This window comes from Pseudoalteromonas sp. RB2-MNA-CIBAN-0110, assembly GCF_040309305.1.
Taxonomy (GTDB): domain Bacteria; phylum Pseudomonadota; class Gammaproteobacteria; order Enterobacterales; family Alteromonadaceae; genus Pseudoalteromonas; species Pseudoalteromonas arctica.
In genome coordinates, this window is the sequence record NZ_JBEOOQ010000003.1 from 194,597 (window position 1) to 211,999 (window position 17,403).

Below are 17,403 nucleotides of genomic sequence, written 5' to 3' on the forward strand. Positions count from 1 at the left end.
AAACTTGCAATGCGTAACTACCCTAACAGGCTAAAACGTGGCTTTACTCGCCAAGGCCCCGACTATCGCTTTGACGACCAAGTCGACTTTAGCGATATAAGAGATACCTTTGGCTTTAGATCAATGGTCGTCGGTAAATGGGTAACTAAAGAAGAGCGCTACATTAGCGCTAATTTAATTTACGATGCACTGGCCGACCTTGCACAAATACTGCATTTACCGCCCAAAGCTATTGGTCTTCGTGGCAAACTTAATTTTGCATTTGGGCATGGCGGTCAAAAAGGTGTACAAGCGCATTATAATGCAGCTTCTCAAACGCTTGCCCTTGCAAAAAATGCAGGCGGTGGTGCACTTGCTCACGAATGGTTTCATGCGTTTGACCATCATATAAGCGAGCATTTATTTGCAGCAAAACCACGATTTGGTTTTGCCTCAAAATTATGGCTTTCAAACACGCCTAATTTATCGCATCCACTTAATAATGCTTTGAACAGTTTTTATAAACATGTATTTTTAGATGAGCACGGCGTTGATGCAAATAACTTTGTACAAACGTGTATAGAACACGATAAAGCCCACAATATGAATTATATGAGCATGCCAGAAGAGCTTGCAGCACGGTGTTTTGAAGCCTGTATTGAGCAGCATTCAAATATAAAAAATAGCTTTTTAGTGGGGGGCTTACAAAGTAGTAATTTAATATACCCAAATATTGGGCATATTAATAAAGCAAATGAAGCGCTTAACCAGTACTTTGAACTACTGGGTTATGCGCTTCATAAAATGGATTAAATCAGCTCTTAAAGTGATGCTTAGCTAAACCATTACCTGTACTAATGGTTAGCGAACTAAATCTAGTAATTTGTCTGTGCTCTGAACATTACAATAACCAAAGCTCAATGCAGCCATAAATGCATGATGAACATTATGTGCAGATACTACCACCCCATTAAATTCAAGATCTAATGTAGCACAAGCATCATGTGCTACATGACATTCATAGCCAAAATCTACTGCAGCACGAGTGACAGCATCAATACACATATGGCTCATAGCACCAACAATAATCAACCTTTCAACGTTGAGCTCTTCTAGTACTCTTTGTAAATCTGTATCGCGAAAACTATTTATTTGATGCTTTAAAACGACCGGCTCACCTTCAGTTGGAGTAACCGTAGGATGGATTTTCGCACCATCAGAGTTAGGCACAAAGAACGGAGCCTCGTCAGAAGGAAACTCATGACGAACATGAACTACAGGCATACCATTATCACGAAATTGAGCTAGTAGTATTGCTGCATTTTCTGAGGCTTTTTCAGTTCCAGACAGAGGCCATTTAGCTCCTTCGAATGTAGAGTAATAATCGTTTTGTAAATCAATAAGTAGTAATGCTATGTTAGACATAATAATCTCTCTTATGTTGTTTAGGTTATCTGTTGAGACTATTATGCAAAACATCAACTCATTACACCGATGGCGAAATAGCCATAAATCAGTTTAAAAATGACAAAGCATGTTCAGATCACAATTATCGACTACCCCAACGCCCTACAAAGTGCAGTACAAGGCTTTAAAGAGTTATTTTTTTTGGCAAACAGGATAGTTATAGAAAGCCAGCTTGAAGTTCAGTTCTCTGTAAAGGTCATTCAGCCCGATATAGATTTAGATGGGATGAGCCAAAATGATATTATTATTCTCCCACCAAACTTAGATGGTGATTATTTCTTCACGCCTCAACCCAAGTTGTTGCAATACCTCAACGAGGCTCATCAAAAAGGGACTATATTATGCTCTGCTTGCGCTGGTGCATTTATACTTGCCAAAACAGGCTTATTAAATAATCGTGTTGCTACAACACATTGGCAATTAGCTGATGAATTTCATGAGGCATTCCCTAAAGTATCTCTTGAGATTGAAAGTTTACTAATTAATGACGGTGATATTATTAGCGCAGGTGGGCTGATGTCATGGATTGATCTAGGGCTAGAAATCGTGGCTCAATTCACAAAACCACACGTTATGCGTACACTTGGAAAGTTTCTTATCGTTGATACGGGTAGAAGAGAACAACGCTATTACGGTAGTTTTTCGCCAAAACTTAATCACGGGAATAAACAAATATTACTAGTTCAGCATTTCATTCAAGCAAATTATAGTAAAACACTGAATGTTTCTGTACTAGCAGCTTTGGCCTGTATGAGCGAGCGAACATTTCTTCGACAATTTACCCATGCCACAACATTAAAGCCGATACAGTATATTCAAAAAATAAGAGTGCAAAAGGCATGTGAGCTATTAGAATCGACCACTCACAGTTTTGAGCGAGTGGCTCTGAATATTGGCTATGACGATGTAAACAGTTTTCGCAAAGTATTTATTAAGATAATCGGATTAAGCCCTACGGCGTTTAAAGAAAGATTTGTTTGAATAGATAGTACCAAAGGAAGAATCATTAATTACCGTTGTATTCTCACTTCACTATTAAAATAAATGGCTATTATTGTAAATATTGAATTAAAGGTATAAAGCTTTCATCTTTATACTTAGCAAACTTGTTGCACCCACTTAATAAAGCAAATGAAGCGCTTAACCAGTATTTTGCACTACTGGGTTATGCGCTTCATAAAATGGACGAATAAAAGCTTTATTTAGTGGTTACTTATCGTCACTAATACGACTTGCTACTGCACTGTTTTGATCTTTATATTTTGCATCTTTACGGATGTTGTATGGGTTTTCACACGGGCCCGATAGCATTTCAAAGCTCATAGCCCCAATTTTCATCAGTGGGCGAAGCGCGAGTGGTAATTTACCTGAGTTGTAAAACTCTAAAACAATATTACCGCTCCAGCCTGGATCTATTCGGTGCGCAGTTACATGCACCATTAAACCTAAACGCGCAAGCGATGAGCGTCCATCTAACCAGCCTACTATGTCTGCTGGCAGAGTTACTTTTTCGTGTGTTATAGCAAGTGCAAGTTCACCTGGGTGTAAAAAGAATGCTTCACCTTCATCAAGCACTATTTCTTCACTCATGATTGATTCCATGGCTTTATTTAGCTGATCTTTTGGACCACTTAAATCGACGTATGCCGCGTTGTGTGCATTAAAAGTTCTGAATTTATTACCTAATCGCAAATCGGCAGTTACGCCTGAAATCATGTCACTTGTTGGCGCAGGCTCAATAACAATGCGACCATCGCTTAGGTATTCATTAATATGTGTGTCTGAAAGTCTCATTATTTACTAATCTTCTGTAATCACAATTTCAATCGCATTGTGATGCTGTTGATAATAAAGCGTGCTGGCTATAAGCCTCGCTGCTGCGCTGTATGTTTTGCTTATTGCCGCGTCGTTATCGTTGGCAATAAGTTTTCCTTGCTCAGAATACTCGCGTATATCTATTGCAAGAGGAATATGACTAAGTACGGGTACGCCGTGCTTGTGCGCAAGTTTTTGTGCGCCGTCTTTACCAAATACGTGGTTAGCTTCGCCGCAATGGCTGCAAATGTAATAACTCATGTTTTCAATTAAGCCCAGCACTGGCACGTTTACTTTATTAAACATGGCAATGCCTTTTTGCGCATCGGCAAGGGCTAAGTCTTGCGGCGTAGTGACAATAACAGTGCCGCTCGCTGGTACTTTTTGGCTCATTGTAAGTTGAATATCACCAGTGCCCGGTGGCATATCTACAATTAAGTAATCAAGCTCGCCCCAATCAGTCTCGTTAAGCAATTGGCTAAGCGCGCCTGAAGCCATTGGCCCGCGCCATACGGTGGCATCATCGCTTGGGACTAAAAAGCCAATTGACTGCGCTTTAATGCCATTGGCATCAAAAGGCTGTAGCTGTTTGTTATCTTTAGTGACGGGCTCTGCGCCCACTAATCCTAAAAGCATTGGGATAGATGGGCCATAAATGTCAGCATCTAAAATACCCACCTTTGCGCCTTCATTTTTAAGCGCGCCTGCCAAGTTAACAGCAGTAGTCGACTTACCTACCCCACCTTTGCCTGAGGCAATAAGTACAATATGTTTAATCGCTTTAAACTTAGCCGCCTCTTTAATGATAACCTTGGCGCTAATAGTTACAGGCACATTTAAGCTTTCACATACGTGTTGCTCAACTAAAGGCATTTCTGATTGCCCAGCAAATGGCAGAGTTAATTTGATTTGTAGTGATTTATCGTCATTTTGAGTAATAGTATTAATGAAGCTTTCGTCAATACCGACGGCAAAAGCCGCACTACGATATGCCGCTAAGGCAGTAATAATCGGTTGTTTTTGCACCGATTTAGAAGAGAATAGTTTCGACAGTCCAAACATAGCAATTAAATAGCGTTTCTTTGATGAAAAGTGCCACGGAATTATGTAACATTCAGGGCATTAACACCAGTCAATTAATAAAAATCCATAAGCTGTGCGCACTCTAAGCAGATAGCTTGTAGATAAATTAATGATAATTGCCGTTTGTATAATAAAAACGGCGTTTTATCCTCAATTCGGAATGATTATGACGCAGCGAAAGATCCTGATTACCAGCGCATTACCTTATGCAAATGGCCCTACTCACCTAGGTCATTTATTGGAATATATTCAAACTGATATTTGGTCACGTTTTCAAAAACTACAGGGCCACGAAGCTTATTATGTTTGCGCAGACGATGCCCACGGCACGCCAATTATGCTTAATGCGCAAAAGCAAGGGATCACGCCTGAAGAAATGGTAAAACAAGTGAGCATAGAGCGCCAACGCGACTTCGCTGACTTTAATATCAAATTTGATAACTACCACAGCACGCATAGCCAAGAAAACAAAGAATTAAGCGAACTTATTTATAACCGCCTAAACGATGCCGGTCATATTAAAAAGCACACTATTTCGCAATTATTCGATCCAGAAAAAGGTATTTTCTTACCCGATCGTTTTGTAACTGGTACTTGCCCAACGTGTAAATCTGAAAACCAAAACGGCGACAGTTGTGATTCGTGTGGTGCTACATACAGCCCTACCGAACTCATTAATCCGCGTTCTGTAATGTCAGGTGCAGAGCCTGTACTTAAAGATTCTGAACATTACTTTTTTGACCTGCCAGCATTTGAAGGCATGCTAAAAGAGTGGTTACACTCGGGCACTATTCAACAAGAAATGGCTAACAAGCTAGACGAATGGTTTACCGATGGCCTGCAGCAGTGGGATATTAGCCGTGATGCGCCTTACTTTGGTTTTGAAATTCCAAATGCACCGGGCAAATATTTTTACGTTTGGTTAGATGCACCTATTGGTTACATGGCGAGCTTTAAAAACCTATGTGATAAAAAAGGCATCAACTTTGATGAGTTTTGGGCTGAAGGTTCAGACGCTGAGCTTTATCACTTTATTGGTAAAGACATCATTTATTTCCACAGCTTATTTTGGCCAGCAATGTTAGAAGGCGCTAATTTTAGAAAGCCAACTAACGTATTCGCTCATGGTTTTGTTACTGTAAATGGCGAAAAAATGTCTAAATCAAAGGGTACGTTTATTAAAGCGCGTACTTATTTAGATAACTTAAACCCAGAGTACTTACGTTACTACTACGCAGCAAAATTAAGCAGCGGTATTGTTGATCTTGATTTAAACCTAGAAGACTTTGCACAACGCGTAAATTCAGACCTAGTAGGTAAAGTAGTAAACATAGCGAGCCGTTGTGCTGGCTTTATTACTAAAAAGTTTGATGGCAAGCTAAGCAGCACTATTATGCAACCAGAGCTGTTAGCAGAGTTTCAAGCGGCTGCACCTAGCATTACAACACACTATGAGAACCGCGATTACAGCCGCGCAATTCGCGAAATAATGGCGCTTGCCGACAAAGCAAACCAATTTATTGATGGCGCAGCACCTTGGGTATTAATTAAAGACGAAACTAAGCAACAAGAAGCACACGAAGTGTGTTCTCTTGGTCTTAACTTGTTCCGCGTTTTAATTACTTACTTAAAACCAGTGCTACCAGAAATGGCCGACAACGTACAAGCATTTTTAAATGACGACCTTGCATGGGACGGCGTTCAAAATGCTCTCGTAAGCCACCCTATCAATAAATTTAAACCGTTAATGCAGCGTGTTGAAATGGATAAAGTAAATAAAATGGTTGAAGAATCTAAAGAAAGCTTAGCGCCAAAAGTAACTATTGACCCTAACAGCCCACTTGCAAAAGAGCCGATTAGCGACGAAATAGAATTTGATGACTTTGCAAAAGTAGACTTACGCGTAGCTAAAATTGCTAAAGCAGAGCACGTAGAAGGCGCTGATAAACTACTTAAGCTAACACTTGATTTAGGCGGCGAAACTCGCCAAGTGTTTGCAGGTATTAAATCAGCTTACGCACCAGAGGATCTCGAAGGTAAGTTAACCGTTATGGTCGCTAACCTTAAGCCTCGTAAAATGCGCTTTGGTATGTCTGAGGGCATGGTATTAGCAGCAGGTCCTGGCGGAAAAGAAATTTATATTCTTAACCCAGATGACGGCTCAGAGCCTGGTATGCGCGTAATGTAATATTACTCATACAATAAAAACCGCTGATACATCAGCGGTTTTTTTATGGGCTTCCCTATTTGCTTTATAAGCATTATTTAAATAATATCAGTGTATTAAAATATTTTTTAGATCAACAACCATGACCAGCAACCTTGATACCCAAAGACTAAATACCAGTGCGCTAATCAAGCAATATAAGTTACTCGCAATCTTACGCTTAAAACAACAAAGCGACGTAGCTCCATTAATTGATTGCTTAGTTAATGCAGGCATAAACGCACTCGAAATCACTTCAAACACGCCTGGCTTTGAGCAAGAAATAACAAAAGCACGCGCAGCTCATAAAAACGCACTTATTGGTGCAGGCACAATAATTAACACCACCCTTGCTCAGCAAGCAATTGATGCAGGCGCGCAGTTTATTGTAACGCCAAATACCAACAAATCGGTTGTCGAACTTGCCCACCAGCACGGGTTGCCGGTATTAATGGGCGCGCTAACACCTACCGATGTAGCAAATGCAATTGAATATAAGGCAGATATTATTAAGGTATTTCCTGCGGGCAGTATGGGCGTTGGTTACTTTAAAGCATTAACAGGTCCATTTTCAGAAGCACAATTAATACCTGTTGGTGGTGTGAATTTAGATAATTTATCACAATGGTTTGAAGCAGGTGCTTGTGGCGCGGCAGTAAGTGGCGATTTTTGTAAGGTATTAAATACCGAACAAGAGCGTAGCCACCTTACCAAGCTTGTAAAAAACTATATAAGTAAACTGCCTAAATAGGCAGTTTATTTTATTTATAAAATAGCCAAATGTGTGCTCATAAAATTTGATTGGGCGCTATACAAAATTAATTACTACTAATTAATTCAGCTTTTTCAATACGCGATCTTTTCTTGGTAGGTAATAATTATCGTAATCAAGTGACACTATAACGCGTTCTGCTTTTCCTAATAACTCGTTACGCGGAATTAAACCTATTACACGCGAGTCAGCGCTATTGTCGCGGTTATCGCCCATTGCTAAGTAATAATCATCAGGAATTGTAATTGCATCAAACCCCGATAAACGTGAAGGAATATTTGCCACTCTTATCGAATGCTCTAATCCGTTTAAATTTTCAATTTTATCAAGCGAGTCTATGTTGCTTCGCTGATCTGCATAATTAAGTTTTTTACCATTAATAATGAGCTCATTATTTTCAAGCGCAACGGTGTCTCCTGGCACACCAATTACACGTTTAATTAAACGGTTATCGGCAGCTTGTGAGTCAAAAACAATAATATCACCAGCTTGTGGATCCGCTAATTTAAGTAATTTTATGTGCGTAAATGGGACGCGAATATCGTAGGCCATTTTATCGGTAAGTATTCTGTCACCTTCTTGAATTGTCGGTTTCATTGAGCCTGTTGGCACTTCGTACCAATCGGCAACAGCGCTTCTAAATACGCTCATCAGTGCAATAAATACGATAAGAGAGCGGTTATTTTTCCAAAACTTATAAACTAATTTCATGCCTATTCCCTTCAATTGAACAAGTCTTTAATTGAGTAACTATTTATATGACTTTGCTAACTAGCTGCAGTTCAATCAATGATGTAACAAAACATGTTGACTACTAATTTTAATTGATCGATTAAATTTAGAGCGTCGTAACATTTAACGAAACCAACGGGTATTAACTTAAAGGAAAATAAAATGTTTAAGAAAATTACTACTGCATTATTGTTTACAACTGCAAGCCTTGGATTTACTGCAATGGCTTATGCTGATCATCATGGTATGAAAAAAGACGTTGTTGAAGTAGCCGTTGAAAATGGTTCGTTCACTACTCTTGTTGCTGCTGTTAAAGCCGCAGGTTTAGTTGAAACACTGCAAGGTAAAGGACCATTTACTATTTTTGCACCAACAGATGCTGCATTTTCTAAATTACCTGAAGGCACTGTTGAAATGCTACTCAAGCCTGAAAACAAAGACAAGCTAACGGCGGTATTAACTTATCACGTAGTGTCTGGAAAAGTGATGGGAGCCGATGTAATGAAGGTAGACAGTGCGAAAACACTACAAGGCCAATCAGTTATGGTTAAAGCCGACAGCATGGGCGTAATGATAAATGATGCTAAAGTTGTAAAAGCTGATGTAAAAGCAAGCAACGGCGTAATTCATGTTATCGACACCGTACTACTTCCAAAAGAGTAGTCATAAAAGAATAAGTCAAATAAAAAAGCATAAGTAAATACTTATGCTCTTTTATTTATTTTTGTTTCATCACATAAAAAATTATTGATTTAGTTTTTCTTTCGCTTCTTTTACTTTTTCAAAATCTAAACCAAGTTCGTCAGTCGCTTCTTTAATAAGGTGCGGTTGAGTCATTACGACTGCCATTAGTTGCTGTAGTTTTTCTGGCGGAATACCAAGCTCTTGAACAAGCGCCATTGCCATCATTGGGTTTTGAGTAAACGCTTCAAACAATGCTTTTACTTTTTCGTCGCTTACATTGTGCTCTTTAAGTATTGCTAGTATTGGATTCATTATTAAACCTTAAGTGTTTTTTATAGGGCTTAGTATATGGGCTAAACCCTAAAATTAAAGAGTTACTCTACAAGTAAAACAACTTTACCAGCATTTTCATTACGCTCTAAAATAGCATGAGCTTCGTTTGCGTCGCTCCAAGGCAATGTTTTATACAGGTTAAAGTCGTACTTTTTAGTGGCAATATCATTGTAAAAACGCGCTACAAAGTCGTCGCGCACCTGGCGTTTAAACTCAATACTACGATTTCTAAGCGTTGAGGCATGAAACGAAATACGTTTGCGTAAAAGCGCGGCAAAATCAACTTCTGCAAAACGTCCATCTAAAAATGCAAGCATTACAATTTGGCAATCCATCGCTGCAATAGCGGCATTTTTATTTAAGTAACTCCCCGAAACAGGATCTACAATTGCATTCGCTGTTAACTCATTTGCTTTCATGTATTCTACAAAGTCAGTGGTTTTGTAGTTAATTGCATGATCGGCACCGAGTTCCTTTGCGTGTTGGCATTTATCATCCGTACCGGCAGTAATAACAACGGTTGCACCTGCGCTTTTAGCCATTTGAATTGCTGCACCGCCCACACCACTAGCACCTGCATGAATAAGTGCTGTTTGCCCTTTTTGCAATTTACCAAGCTCAAATAAAGCGCCAAATGCTGTTAGGTACACTTCGCTTATTGCAGCCCCCTCTGCCATTGTTACATCATCGGGTAATTCCATAAGCTGCTTTGCATCAACGGCTACATATTCACTGTAAGCGCCGCCTGAGCACAAGGTAAAAACACGTTTATTAAGCCAAACTCTATCAACTTTACCGCCAATATCACTAACTACACCAGCGCATTCTAAACCTAAAATTGGACTATCTCCCGCAGGAGCCGGGTATTTTCCTTGACGCTGCATGCTATCTGCACGGTTCACACCTATAGCTTCTACTTTTACGAGTACTTCATGGCTCTTTAAAACCGGTTTTTCGGTTTCATTAAATGCAAGATTGCCATCTTCATGAGAAATATATTTCATTGTCGCTCCAAGTTTAAAAACTGTAATAACATATAGATGGGGATGAACACAGATTCAAACAACCTCAAAATCGCCAACTTTGTTTATAAGGATAAACATCGGGTAGATAGCCATTATGTATTTGTTGCTGGCAGCCTTGCCAAAATGGCGCTAAAAACAAATGACTGTGCTCGTTATTAAAATAGTTAAACGCAAGTTCGTTAGCACTAAAAAACACCTTAAATTGGCTCGGAAATATATCATTTTCGGCTATATCAAAATACGAGTGACTACTTAGCTCTTCAAGTGCATTTTGGGTTTGTGGCACCTCTCTAAAGTTGCAATCGGTCAGTGGGCAAATTTCGTCAAAGTCGTAAAATACCACTCGCCCCCATCGCGTTACGCCAAAATTTTTCATTAGCATGTCGCCCGGAAATATATTAGCGCCGGCTAACTCTTTAATTGCTTTACCGTAATCATGCATCACTCTTTCTAAGGTTTTGTTATCGCATTGGTTAATATACAAATTAAGTGGGGTCATTTTACGCTCAACGTAAACGTGCTTTAAAATAAGTGCCTTGCCCGATATAACCATACTGCTACCAATTTGGCTTTTCATCTGCTCAAGCAGCTCGTCGCTAAAACGGCTTAAATCAAACGCTAAATATCTAAATTCGTGTGTGTCTACCAAACGACCAACCCTATCGGCTTGTTTTACAAAGTTATACTTTTCTTTCACTTGTGCTTTGGTGGCTGTTTTTGGCGCACTAAATTTGTCTTTAATTACTTTATAAACGTAATCTAGCCCTTCAATAGTAAATACCAGCATTACCATACCTGGCGTCCCTGGTGCTGTAACATACTTAAAGTTGGCTGGACTATTTTTAGTCGTATCAACCTTGTGTCGATAAAACTCAGTTTTGGCGTGCTTTATAAAACCAATGGCGTTAAATAACTCAAAGCGTTGTTTATGTGGCATTAACACACTTAAGTAATCTACATAACGAGCGGGCTTATCGGTATCAACCATAAAATAGGTGCGTGCAAAACCAAATAATAAACTTAATTGATCGGCGCCCATCATTACAGCATCAAGCTTTAGTCCCTCATCGGTATTTAAAATAGCGATAGCAAAAGGCATATTGTCGCCATTTTTAGCAATGCAGCGCCCAATTAAATAACAGGCTTTGTTTCTAAAAAATAATGAGTTGGCGTATTCAATATACCCATCGTTTAAATTTATAAGTTCGTACACCTGTTTGCATTGCTGCTTAGAGCCTTGCATTAACGTACTTTGTAATGTGGCTACATCGCGTTCTAAATGACTAAACGGCACTCTAAATACTTGATTAGTGATAAGCGTTTTAACGGCGTTATTAAACCCATTATGTAGCGATACCCTGCTCACTAAGCTTTCATAAGAGCGTGGCTCACTACGATACTTTGCTTTTAATACAAACAAATGCACAGTACGAATTTTTTTATCGTCCCAAATTGCGCCAAACGTTGAGTTAAAAAAGGTATGCGCAATAGGTTTATTTTCGTGATTTTCTACCATATCGCCATAAATATTTTTAGCTAACTGCCACGTTTGCGGGCAAGTAAGTTCAGCATAAGCAATAACTCTGACGGCTTCACTCACGTTTTTAACTTCGCGCTCATACACCTGTAAACGTTCACGCATAGCACTTTGTACACTGTGATACTGTCGTTGCTCAAACCGGCTTTGTGCACCCAGTGTAATATTTAAAAATTGCGAAAACATCGCCTCAAATCCAGCAAAAACAGATCGTGCAAGCTTACTGGCTACAACGTGTTGTAGCGCATTATTAGATTGATTTGTTAGCTTATTTTGCATAAATACAGCACTTATATTGATGCCAGTTATGGCGGTTATTTTTTATTAATGGTTTACACCTTAGCAAGCAGGCTTTAATTTAGATAATTAATAAAGCATATAAATAGAATTTATTGGGCGTATTGACCTTTCGAGGTTAATTTTGCAGCCGTGTATTTGGTTTTTAAGCAAGGCAAAGTACATGTAGTGTTGTGACTCCCCATAAATGTAGTTTAACGCTATATAAAGGCCAAATACACACTGCCCATAGGGTTCTTTCTAGGGACAATTAACTCTTTGTTGCCTACATGGATGTCATAGGTAGGTACTTAAGAAAAACATTAAGTACAGCCTTAAAAATTTGGCTCTACCCCATACTGAAATACTCCTGTTTTTCGATCGCGTTTGGGGTGTGCCCTAGCAGCATTTTTCCTCAGAAAGTCAAATGCTCCATTAACTGCATTTAACAATCCTTTCCTATGCTTCCTAATAATCGCTGTTAATATGCCAATCCACCAAACACCCGTTGTTTTTGCTACTGTCATTGTAGACATTTCAGTTTTGAATATCTTTTCAATACAGCCAGTTAAAAACCTTTTAAGCGTGGTTACTATTAAACTTACATAAATTAGCGCCTCTTGTAAGGTTGCGTTTGATGTTTGAAAGCCGCGTAAATTATTATAAGACTTACACTCCTTAAAAAGTAATTCAACCTGCCAGCGTAACCTATATAATTTGCCTATTTCAGTCGCTGTAAATTCATCAATAGATAAATTAGTGACTAAAAATGTATATTGTTTTTCTTTTTTTGACCAATACCCAACGACTCTTGTTAGCTTGTTTTTTATGCTAACATTCATATCAATAAGATCATTTTTAGGTAATTCGGGGAGCAATTCACATAACTTTGGGGAATGACTTCCTGTTAATTCCTGTCCATTTTGCTTAAAAGCATTATGTACTCTGACTGCTTTTAACCCCTTAGCTCTTAATACGTAAAATCCTCCTGCTTTATCTAATTCATGAATATAACTACCTGAATAATACCCTCTATCAGCAAGTAACAACTGTCCTTTCAACTCTTTAAATGTTGGAAGTTCTTCACGTTCAGAATAACTGTCTGGTGTTATACCTGCTTTTTCAAAGCAACCTTGCGTTAAATTTAAAGTAGCATGCAATTCAATCGCTGCTGGACACGTATTTGAAAATCGCCCAGGAAAAACATCTTTTAAAGAACGATGAAGCATAATAGAGCTACCGTCCTGAATTAAAATATTCTCAAACTTGAACAAATCTTTTTTCGTGTACTTAAGCGCATCATTTATCCAACAATTAAAAACTCTATTTGTTACCTCTCGCATTAGTTCAGCTAGTTCAGGTTTAACTAACTGGTTATGAAAAGGCTTATACTTAATAGACTGCCCTGTTAGCTGATTATAAACTCTTAATATTTCGGATAAATAGATCGTTTTTTTATCCCCAAGCGCAGCAACAAGACTAACAACCATATGAAATGCGGTAATATTTCTTTCTCTTTTAGTAAATGCTACTTGTTTACCAAGTCGGTTCAGTTTTTTTTCACTTAGGATACTTTTTAACTTATTAATAAAAATGTTAGCATTCATTTGAAGCTCTTTTCTTGATTCTGTGGTTTGTGTGGTAACAACCATTTGATCATGAATTGAGCTTCAACTCAATTTCTTAAGATCTTACCTATGACATGGATGTAGGTAAGGGGCGTGAGCAGGACGCGGAAGCTTTGCTCGATTTTTACTTAGCCCACTAGGTGGCAAACCTCGCGCCGCGATTAAATCGCCCCTAGATTGAACAAATTTCAACCCTGAAAGGCCAACACGCCCATATGAATATAAGAAATGTCGATCTTAACCTTCTCGTTTATTTAAATGTGTTAATAGATGAAAAAAGTGTGTCAAAAGCTGCAAATAAACTTGCTCTTACGCAACCGGCTATGAGTAATGCGCTAAAACGTTTGCGCGATTTATTTGACGACCCGCTACTTGTGCGTGCCGCAGGCTCTATGACGCCAACGGCAAAGGCACTTGCATTAAAGCCTGAAGTTGAGGCCCTATTAAAAATGGCTGAAGCTATTACGCAGCCTAGTGAGCAGTTTAACCCTACAACCGCTGAAGTTACCTTTAGAATAATGGCAAACGACTATATAGAGTCGACCTTAATAGCCCCTTTTATAACGGCGCAGCTTAGTAAAAACCCCGGTATTAATTTTGATGTATTGAGCCCAAGCGACGTAAACCTACAAGACATGGAAAAAGGCACTATAGATTTAGCTATAAACCGCTTTAACGGTCTCCCTCGCTCGTTTCATCAGGCCAGTGTTTGGCGCGATAACTACTGTTGTTTAACGCATCCTAAAAATACATTTTTACAACATTCAGGGTTAGACGACTACTTACAAAAAGAACATATTTGGGTAAACCGTGCAGGCTGGGGACCAGAGGCCGCTGTTACTAATAAATCAGGTAAGCAAAAATTAGGCTGGGTAGACGAAGCGCTTTGGCAACTAGAGCAACCCCGTAAAATACGTGTTTTTACTCGCCACTACATGGTCGCAAGCCTGCTTTGCCAATCAGAGCAACTTATTGCCACCCTACCGCGCAGGCAAGCTAAGTTATTAACTTCTCATACTGATTTAGTAATCAGCCCTGTGCCATTTCAAATAGTGCCTATTGAGGTAAAAATGATATGGAGCCCGCTACTACACCACGCGCCTGCACACCAATGGTTAAGGCGTGAATTATTAGCGTTTGCTAAAACGATTGCAGATAGGTAATTAAGAGCAAACCTTTGATTAGTACTCAAGAGCCTAATGAGAGTGCCTGTGCTATGTACTGAATCATCTTATTTTGAGCTAATAGCTTGGTTAGCATTTTAAATACATTGAGTTAAAAACTACCTAATGAAAAAGCTAGAACTCAAATACAATGTTCGCTGAAGAATTGAATCAAAATAGGTACTGCGTTATTCTTAATTAGTAATATAAAGTCAATAACTTTAGATACTCGTTATCAATAACCTAAGACATATTAAAAAATGGAATTTTATGTACCAATACCTATATTTGAAGTGTTCACTTATAATGAGCAAGGTCACCAAAATTAGCTTTCTTCCTTTCTCTAAAGTTGAAACTGATAATTTAAAAACCCTCTTATTTACTGCACGACTTTTTGTTTATATAGCTCTTGCATACTTTTTGAATGGGTTAGGTACTTTTTTATATGATGTTCATGAAGTTGTTAATTTATACAACTTTGAACAAACTTGGAGCGTAATATTTACAAATATTCATCAGACTCTACTGTTGAAAAAATTATTATGGGAGATGTTATTTAGCGCTGCTATATTAGCGACTGGAGGTATATTGGCTGCAATAGTTTCATTCGAGTTTAAATATGAAAGTAAAAGTGACTAACCTCAAGTCTTTGCTACATTAAAATAAACTTAATCGGATTATAAAAATACCATTAAATAACAACAATTTAAAAACCTTGCTGTGTAAGTGTTATTTAAGAGCCTTTTAAGGAAGATTATTATAAATATTGATTACTCTGCTTATTCACTTAGTGAATTAAACGAAGCAATTGAAAGTATTGACTCACATAAATATCCAGAGAACTACAAACGCCTTAAAGATGAATTAGCTAAACCAAGTCGTACTGAGCCAAAAGCTGCGCAACAAATAGTAATAGCTAAAAAGAACACTAAGAAAACAAGTAAAGCGCTCCTGTGTATTGTTCTAGGTTTGTTTATTCTTTTGCGCAGCTATTTTAATTACGAAAGTGGTGTTATTTATAAGAGATACAATGAGCCGGCAGTGGCATCTTTAGAAAATAACCCGAAAAAGTTTTATTTATTTCTTTTTTTCACAATTAGTGCCGGAGGTTTTATTACGGCATATGGTATTCATGCTTTATTTTCTAAAAAAGAAGACAATGATAAACAAACTTAATAATAAGAATAACGATACTGCAAATAAAATTTTTGCTGTCTTTCAAAAATCCTATGCTATTGAGGCTAAACTGATCGGCGCGCATAACTTCCCTCCTTTAACACGTAATACTGAAGATATTAAAAAATCATAAACAACCTTTTATGGCTACAGCGAAAATGAATGTTTAGTAGCTGTTATTGAAGTAGATACAAACAACGAGTGTTTAGATATTTGTAGTTTAACCGTTGATCCTAGCTATTTTAAAAAAGGTATCGCAAGTAAGCTAATAAATTATGTTCTAGCAATCGGTGATTTATCTCATGCAAGAGTTGAGACTGCAGTTGCTAATACTCCTGCAATAAGTTTATATAAAAAGCATGGTTTCGTGGAATTCAAAAGATGGACTCCTTCACATGGTATTGAAAAACTGGCTATGTCGGTCGTAATTTAAATCAGTATTTCAAAATAGGTAATTTATAAATGGATAGTGCATCAATAATTGCGTGGAGTGTTTTGTTTGGCGGCATAGGTATTGGCTACCTTACTTACGGGCGAAGAAAAAAAGCCGTAGTGCCACTTTGTATTGGTTTGTCATTATTGGTTTTTCCGTACTTTATGACCAGTGTTAGCATGCTGTTGATTGTAGGCGCTATTTTAGTGGCTATTCCCTACTTTATTAAAATTTAACATTGTTATTGCTATTGTGACGGCTAAATAAAATACACGCGAAAAATAAAAAAGCGCCACGGTATTCAACTTTGGGAAAATACCGTGGCGCTTTTGGAAATCGTCGATATAGGAATCTACCTACAGCGTATTATTAGCAAGCTTAGTACCAACTTCATAAAATAATTAAAATTCAATAAAAACAATTAACTAAAATTCCTTCTTTATTCCTCAACTCCTCCCCTTGTTCCAGTTTTGTGCACACTTTCACCGCATTGCACCAAATTAATTAGTATTATTTAGATATGTTTTCTATTTTTTATTTAGTTTTAAAACTTACTATTGATAAAATCAATATCAGTTATTGAAAACAACAATTTTATTAATAATACACTTAGCGCTAGAGTGAAGTTAAGCCAACAAACTAAGAGTAATTATTATGACAACAACTTCTTTCACACGCCAAGACGGATTATTCATCGATGCTAACTTGCATCAGTTCATTGAAGAGCAGTTATGCACTAAGGCTAACACCACTGAAACTTACCAAGCGTTAGCTACTTTAGTTGACGAGTTTGGTTGTAAATGCCGTAAAACAAAGCATCAACCAGATGATGTATTAGAAGTTGATACATTATTAAATGCATACCAACTTAAAAATCATCCACTTTGCCATGTTGATGCACAAACTACGGAAGCCGTTTTAGACGAGTATTGCTGCCAGGTTCCTGCAATTATTGTTGTTGCGTTAATGGATACGCTTAGTGGTACACAGTGCGATGAACCCCAAGCACACGAGATTTACCATCGTGCAGCGCAGTTAACCAACCGCCCTTGTATGCACAGAGTAAAAACTGCCTCAGCAGCTTAATAATGGAT

18 protein-coding genes and 1 pseudogene are annotated in these 17,403 nt (G+C 38.1%); 11 read left to right on the forward strand and 8 right to left on the reverse strand.

What is annotated here, in order from left to right; all coding sequences use genetic code 11:
- Positions 1 to 9: 9 nt before the first annotated feature.
- Positions 10 to 792: a CLCA_X family protein gene (locus tag AAEY68_RS03475; protein ID WP_165727525.1), complete on the forward strand. Its 783-nt coding sequence runs from the start codon at positions 10 to 12 to the stop codon at positions 790 to 792.
- Positions 793 to 840: 48 nt separating this feature from the next.
- Here the strand turns inward: AAEY68_RS03475 and AAEY68_RS03480 are convergent, their stop codons facing one another.
- Positions 841 to 1,404 carry a cysteine hydrolase family protein gene (locus AAEY68_RS03480; protein ID WP_350585473.1) on the reverse strand — a complete coding sequence of 188 codons (564 nt, stop codon included), beginning with the start codon at positions 1,402 to 1,404 and terminating at the stop codon, positions 841 to 843.
- 99 nt (positions 1,405 to 1,503) lie between these two features.
- Here AAEY68_RS03480 and AAEY68_RS03485 point away from each other — a divergent pair, with 99 nt between their 5' ends.
- Complete coding sequence (locus tag AAEY68_RS03485; protein WP_166421413.1) at positions 1,504 to 2,427, forward strand: GlxA family transcriptional regulator; 924 nt, start codon at positions 1,504 to 1,506, stop codon at positions 2,425 to 2,427.
- Positions 2,428 to 2,655: 228 nt separating this feature from the next.
- On the opposite strand, the gene dcd is transcribed toward AAEY68_RS03485, so the two are convergent.
- Entirely contained in the window at positions 2,656 to 3,240 is a 585-nt protein-coding gene (dcd, locus tag AAEY68_RS03490; RefSeq protein WP_007582539.1) for a dCTP deaminase, read from the reverse strand.
- Positions 3,241 to 3,246: 6 nt separating this feature from the next.
- Positions 3,247 to 4,323: an iron-sulfur cluster carrier protein ApbC gene (gene apbC, locus AAEY68_RS03495; RefSeq protein ID WP_165741044.1), complete on the reverse strand. Its 1,077-nt coding sequence runs from the start codon at positions 4,321 to 4,323 to the stop codon at positions 3,247 to 3,249.
- Positions 4,324 to 4,510: 187 nt separating this feature from the next.
- Here apbC and metG point away from each other — a divergent pair, with 187 nt between their 5' ends.
- Both metG and AAEY68_RS03505 read left to right on the forward strand, forming a co-directional pair.
- Positions 4,511 to 6,532 (forward strand): methionine--tRNA ligase, encoded by a 2,022-nt coding sequence (metG, locus tag AAEY68_RS03500; protein WP_007582537.1) that lies wholly within the window; start codon positions 4,511 to 4,513, stop codon positions 6,530 to 6,532.
- A 121-nt stretch (positions 6,533 to 6,653) separates the two neighbouring features.
- Positions 6,654 to 7,301: a bifunctional 4-hydroxy-2-oxoglutarate aldolase/2-dehydro-3-deoxy-phosphogluconate aldolase gene (locus AAEY68_RS03505; RefSeq protein WP_165727382.1), complete on the forward strand. Its 648-nt coding sequence runs from the start codon at positions 6,654 to 6,656 to the stop codon at positions 7,299 to 7,301.
- Positions 7,302 to 7,382: 81 nt separating this feature from the next.
- Here the strand turns inward: AAEY68_RS03505 and lepB are convergent, their stop codons facing one another.
- Positions 7,383 to 8,033, reverse strand: a complete 651-nt coding sequence (lepB, locus tag AAEY68_RS03510; protein WP_165727381.1) for a signal peptidase I — start codon at positions 8,031 to 8,033, stop codon at positions 7,383 to 7,385.
- Positions 8,034 to 8,216: 183 nt separating this feature from the next.
- Here lepB and AAEY68_RS03515 point away from each other — a divergent pair, with 183 nt between their 5' ends.
- Entirely contained in the window at positions 8,217 to 8,717 is a 501-nt protein-coding gene (locus tag AAEY68_RS03515) for a fasciclin domain-containing protein (RefSeq protein WP_350585474.1), read from the forward strand.
- 81 nt (positions 8,718 to 8,798) lie between these two features.
- On the opposite strand, the gene AAEY68_RS03520 is transcribed toward AAEY68_RS03515, so the two are convergent.
- The 4 genes from AAEY68_RS03520 to AAEY68_RS03535 all read right to left on the reverse strand — a co-directional run bounded on the left by AAEY68_RS03520 (position 8,799) and on the right by AAEY68_RS03535 (position 13,516).
- Positions 8,799 to 9,050, reverse strand: coding sequence for a DUF2999 family protein (locus tag AAEY68_RS03520; protein ID WP_007582532.1), 252 nt, complete (start codon positions 9,048 to 9,050; stop codon positions 8,799 to 8,801).
- 62 nt (positions 9,051 to 9,112) lie between these two features.
- Positions 9,113 to 10,075, reverse strand: a complete 963-nt coding sequence (locus AAEY68_RS03525) for a zinc-binding dehydrogenase (protein ID WP_197139497.1) — start codon at positions 10,073 to 10,075, stop codon at positions 9,113 to 9,115.
- Between the two features lie 64 nt (positions 10,076 to 10,139).
- Positions 10,140 to 11,912 carry a bifunctional isocitrate dehydrogenase kinase/phosphatase gene (gene aceK / locus AAEY68_RS03530; RefSeq protein ID WP_350585475.1) on the reverse strand — a complete coding sequence of 591 codons (1,773 nt, stop codon included), beginning with the start codon at positions 11,910 to 11,912 and terminating at the stop codon, positions 10,140 to 10,142.
- Positions 11,913 to 12,244: 332 nt separating this feature from the next.
- Positions 12,245 to 13,516 (reverse strand): IS4 family transposase, encoded by a 1,272-nt coding sequence (locus AAEY68_RS03535; protein ID WP_024590080.1) that lies wholly within the window; start codon positions 13,514 to 13,516, stop codon positions 12,245 to 12,247.
- Positions 13,517 to 13,752: 236 nt separating this feature from the next.
- Between AAEY68_RS03535 and AAEY68_RS03540 the strand changes: the two genes are divergently transcribed.
- The 6 genes and pseudogenes from AAEY68_RS03540 (at position 13,753) to AAEY68_RS03565 (ending at position 17,395) form a co-directional block, all read left to right on the forward strand.
- Positions 13,753 to 14,700, forward strand: a complete 948-nt coding sequence (locus AAEY68_RS03540) for a LysR family transcriptional regulator (RefSeq protein WP_350585476.1) — start codon at positions 13,753 to 13,755, stop codon at positions 14,698 to 14,700.
- Positions 14,701 to 15,006: 306 nt separating this feature from the next.
- On the forward strand, positions 15,007 to 15,339 hold the full coding sequence (locus AAEY68_RS03545) for a hypothetical protein (protein WP_139016249.1): 333 nt from the start codon (positions 15,007 to 15,009) through the stop codon (positions 15,337 to 15,339).
- 87 nt (positions 15,340 to 15,426) lie between these two features.
- On the forward strand, positions 15,427 to 15,876 hold the full coding sequence (locus AAEY68_RS03550) for a hypothetical protein (protein WP_101163613.1): 450 nt from the start codon (positions 15,427 to 15,429) through the stop codon (positions 15,874 to 15,876).
- Positions 15,860 to 16,309 (forward strand): annotated as a pseudogene (locus tag AAEY68_RS03555) (GNAT family N-acetyltransferase). Before AAEY68_RS03550 ends, AAEY68_RS03555 begins: the two are co-directional and overlap by 17 nt.
- Before the next feature lie 29 nt (positions 16,310 to 16,338).
- Positions 16,339 to 16,545 carry a hypothetical protein gene (locus tag AAEY68_RS03560; RefSeq protein WP_008169332.1) on the forward strand — a complete coding sequence of 69 codons (207 nt, stop codon included), beginning with the start codon at positions 16,339 to 16,341 and terminating at the stop codon, positions 16,543 to 16,545.
- A gap of 418 nt (positions 16,546 to 16,963) precedes the next feature.
- Positions 16,964 to 17,395: a hypothetical protein gene (locus AAEY68_RS03565; protein WP_007582519.1), complete on the forward strand. Its 432-nt coding sequence runs from the start codon at positions 16,964 to 16,966 to the stop codon at positions 17,393 to 17,395.
- Positions 17,396 to 17,403: the final 8 nt, after the last annotated feature.